The organism is Vibrio sp. 03_296 (assembly GCF_002265885.1).
The window spans coordinates 1-786 of record NZ_NPKW01000019.1; the positions used below are offsets into that span (position 1 = coordinate 1).

1 pseudogene is annotated in these 786 nt (G+C 49.5%); it reads left to right on the top strand.

Annotation, left to right across the window (positions count from 1 at the left end):
* Positions 1–432: 432 nt before the first annotated feature.
* Positions 433–786 (top strand): annotated as a pseudogene (locus tag CIK04_RS33125) (hypothetical protein); the annotation flags it as partial.

The window sequence follows — 786 nt, forward strand, 5'->3', positions numbered from 1 at the left end:
GTTTGTCAGCCTCTTTCTGTCTCTCAGTTCGTCATCCTCGCGAACGCGGGGATCCATCGTACAGCGAGTCTTGTAGCTCGGTATTACCGCTTCATTGCCAGTGTTGTTGTCAGTTTGGCTCTATGTTGTTGTCTGGGGTGAGTGCATTTCCAAACGCGACATCTGGCGTGTGTGGATGAATGGATTCCCGTGTGCACGGGAATGACGATGGGTGGCGTGGCGGCGGTGTGCTGAGTTTTTATGGGATAGTGGCGTTGTTGATGTGTTTTGTCTCATCCTTTGTTATTCCAACTTCTTCCGTATAACTTCGCTCTGTTAGCCTCTTTCTGTCTCTCAGCTCGTCATCCTCGCGAAGGCGGGGATCCATCGTACAGCGAGTGTTGTCGCTCGGTATTACCACTTCGTTACCGGTATTGTTGTTGGTTTTGCTTTATGTTGTTGTCTGTTGTGGCAAGTGCGTTTTCAAACGTGACATCCGGCGTGTGTGGATTAATGGATTCCCGTGTGCACGGGAATGACAGCTGGTGGTTTGGCGGCGGTGTGCTGAGTTTTTACGGGATAGTGTCGCTGTTGATGTGTATTGTCTCATCACATCCTTTGTTATTACAACTTCTTACTTATAACTTCGGTTTGTCAGCCTCTTTCTGTCTCTCAGTTCGTCATCCTCGCGAACGCGGGGATCCATCGTACAGCGAGTCTTGTAGCTCGGTATTACCGCTTCATTGCCAGTGTTGTTGTCAGTTTGGCTCTATGTTGTTGTCTGGGGTGAGTGCATTTCCAAACGCG